The sequence below is a fragment of the Neisseria sp. HMSC03D10 genome (genome assembly GCF_001807625.1).
Classification (GTDB): Bacteria; Pseudomonadota; Gammaproteobacteria; order Burkholderiales; family Neisseriaceae; genus Neisseria; species Neisseria mucosa.
Genome location: NZ_KV789599.1, coordinates 1 through 2,920, shown reverse-complemented (window position 1 = coordinate 2,920; position 2,920 = coordinate 1). Strand labels below are relative to the sequence as shown.

The following is a 2,920-nucleotide window of genomic DNA, read 5'->3' as shown; positions in this document are numbered from 1 at the left end:
AGCAGAGGCTGAGACAATGAACACGTTCTAAATCGACACCTGTGCCGATGGAGACATAGAGCGCACTGCAGTCCTGCCGCCATTCCGGTTCGTTCATCAGGCTGCGCCGCATTTCGTTGATGCTGTTGCCGTATCTGAGGCGGGCTATCCAGCGTTCGCCGAAGTCGTACCAACGGGCTAGGCGGTTGTACATGTTCATGTATTTGGCGTTGTCGCCCGTTACGTTGTCGGAGTCGAGGCACAACAGGATGCCGTCTTGTTCGGGCGGAAGCGGGTTTTGCAGGGCGGGTTTGAGTTTTTGGATGAGTTTGGCGGAAGGCATGGTGCTTCTCCTGTTGAGGGTTGAGCGATGCGTATTTCAGGTCAGGATTCGGCAAAACCGTTAAAGCATTGGATTCATCTGTCCGATTTATCCGGCGGGGTCGTCTGAAAGCTTGAGTGGATGGGGAACAGGCGATTTTCGGGTGGCTGCGCCGTTGCTATGTTGATTGAAATAAAGGCCGTCTGAAATCGTGTTTCAAACGGCCTTTTGACATAGTTTAATACAAGAGGGGATTAGAACTTGCTTTTGATGTCGTCAATCAGGTTTTCGGCTTTTTCTTTTGCCTCGTCAACCAGATGTCCTGCTTCTTCTTTGCCTTTTTTCAATACGTCGCTTGCTTTTTCCTCAATGTCGGCGGCAACTTCTTTGACTTTGCCAATGCCTTGTTGGATCACGCCTTCTGCTTGGAGTTTGGAGTCGTTTAACAGTTCTCCGGCTTTTTCTTTTACATTACCGCTGATTTGGTCTAATTTGCCGCTCATGATTCATTTCCTTGATGTTTATATTGATCGAGGACCCACTATAGTCTAATCAACAGCTTATTGCAACTTGAGGGGTCGTCTGAAAATCTGTTTCAACAAAATGAAAACCGTTTTTCAGACGACCTGAATCATTTGCCCTTATCGTTTATCAAACCGTTTTTCTGCAAATAATCCCGCGCCACGTCCGCCGGTTTTTCTCCGCCTACTTTCACGCGGTAGTTCATTTCGGTCATTTCGGCTTCGCTGATTCTGCCTGCCAGTTTGTTCAATGCGTTCACGATGTCGGGATGCTGTTCGGCAAACTCGGTTTTCATCAGCGGCGCGCCTTGGTAGGAGGGAAAAAGGGCGATGTCGTCTGAAAGGACGGCGAGGCGGTATTGTTTGAGGTCGCTGTCGGTGGAATAGGCCTCGACGAGGTCGATTTTGCCGTTTAGGAGGGCGGTGTAGCGCAGGGCGGGTTCGAGTGTCGAGAGGTGGCGAAACTGTATGCCGTGTTGTTGCAAACCTTTGTAGCCGTCGGCGCGGTCGGTAAATTCGAGGGTAAAACCGGCGCGGATTTGGTTTTGCACGCGTTTGAGGTCGGATATTTTGTGCAGATTGTGCACGGCGGCGTAGTCCTGGCTGACGGCGAGGGCGTAGGTGTTTTGGTATGCCATCGGCGGCAGAAAGGTCAGCCGGTGTTGTCTGGCAAGCAGGTCTTTGGCGGTTTGGTAGGTCTGTTCGGGGGAAAGGCGGCGGTTTTGTTCTTCGACAGGGACTTTGACCAGACTTTCGAGGACGGTACCGGTAAATTCGGGGTAGATGTCGATTTCGCCGCTGTTTAAGGCGTTGAACAGGAATGAGGTTTTGCCGAAATTGGGTTTGAGCATCACTTGCGCGCGCGGATTATTTTCTTCAATCAACTGTTTGTACATATTGATGAGGATGTCGGGTTCGCTGCCGAGTTTGCCTGCGATGGTGATTTTTTGTGCGGATGGGTTCGTTTGAAAAATCGGTGCCAAACCTATGGCGATAAGGATGGCAAGCAGGGCGGCGGTAATCGGCAGTTTGTGTTTCGACTTTTGCAGTATGCCGATGCCGCCGCTGACCAGTACGGCGAGCAGGGCGGACAGCAACGCGCCGGTAAACGTCATCGCCATGTTGTTGCGGTCGATGCCAAGCAAAATCAGGTTGCCCAAGCCGCCCGCGCCGATGAGCGCGGCGAGTGTTGCCGTGCCAATAATCAATACGGACGCGGTGCGGATGCCGGAAATCATGGCGGGCAGCGCCATCGGCAATTCAATGCGCCACAACGCCTGCCAACGGGATAAGCCGAACGCGGTGTGCGCTTCTTTGATGGCGGGATCGATTTGGCTCAAACCGAGATAGGTGTTCTGAAAAATCGGCAACAGGGCATAGAGCGTCAGCGCAATCAAAACCGGCGGCGAACCGATGCCGACAAAGGGAATTAGCAAGCCGAGTAGGGCGAGGGACGGAATGGTTTGCAGGATATTGGTTACCTGCAAAACACCTTCCGCCCAACGCCGTTTGTCCGCCAGCCACACGGCGAGCGGTACGGCAAGCGCGACGGCGCAAAGCAGGGCAATCAGGGAGAGGCGGAGGTGTTCAAGCGTCGCCTGCCACAGTTCGGCAGGTGGGACGGGAAGGAAATCGGGCATAAGGTGCAAATCAAACAAAAAAGAACTTCACTACAGCAAAAGGTCGTCTGAAACATTTTCAGACGACCTCGGAGGATTATAAGACAGCGTCAAAGCCCCCATCTTCCACCGCCTCAATCAATGCGGCAGGATTGGTTTTCGCAGGGTCGAATTCAATGACCGCATTTTTGTTCTCCAAACTGACTTTGGCTTTGGCAACGCCTTCCGTGTTTTCCAAAATACGGGTAACGCTTTTCACGCAGCCGCCGCAAGTCATGCCGCCGATATTGAGGGTAAGGGTTTCCATAGGATTTCCTTTCTGTAAACGAATCGAGCCTAAAAGCCAATAAAATGTGATGGATTAACAAAAATCAGGACAAGGCAGAGAAGTGCGCCATAGTTCAAGTTCAATCAACTATAACCCCAAATGTAGGGGAAAAGTCAAGCAGGTCGGCGGATTCGCATTTGAAGTGCAACTT

3 protein-coding genes and 1 pseudogene are annotated in these 2,920 nt (G+C 51.8%); all 4 read right to left on the bottom strand.

Translation table 11 applies throughout. The annotated features are described in order from the left end of the window. Window positions 1–322 (bottom strand): annotated as a pseudogene (locus HMPREF3066_RS10115) (SAM-dependent methyltransferase); the annotation flags it as partial. A 233-nt stretch (window positions 323–555) separates the two neighbouring features. Further along, window positions 556–804 carry a CsbD family protein gene (locus HMPREF3066_RS10110; RefSeq protein ID WP_003763541.1) on the bottom strand — a complete coding sequence of 83 codons (249 nt, stop codon included), beginning with the start codon at window positions 802–804 and terminating at the stop codon, window positions 556–558. A gap of 128 nt (window positions 805–932) precedes the next feature. Then, window positions 933–2,462 (bottom strand): ABC transporter permease/substrate-binding protein, encoded by a 1,530-nt coding sequence (locus tag HMPREF3066_RS10105; protein ID WP_070442666.1) that lies wholly within the window; start codon window positions 2,460–2,462, stop codon window positions 933–935. Between the two features lie 76 nt (window positions 2,463–2,538). Continuing rightward, window positions 2,539–2,748: a heavy-metal-associated domain-containing protein gene (locus tag HMPREF3066_RS10100; RefSeq protein WP_070442663.1), complete on the bottom strand. Its 210-nt coding sequence runs from the start codon at window positions 2,746–2,748 to the stop codon at window positions 2,539–2,541. Window positions 2,749–2,920 lie beyond the last annotated feature (172 nt).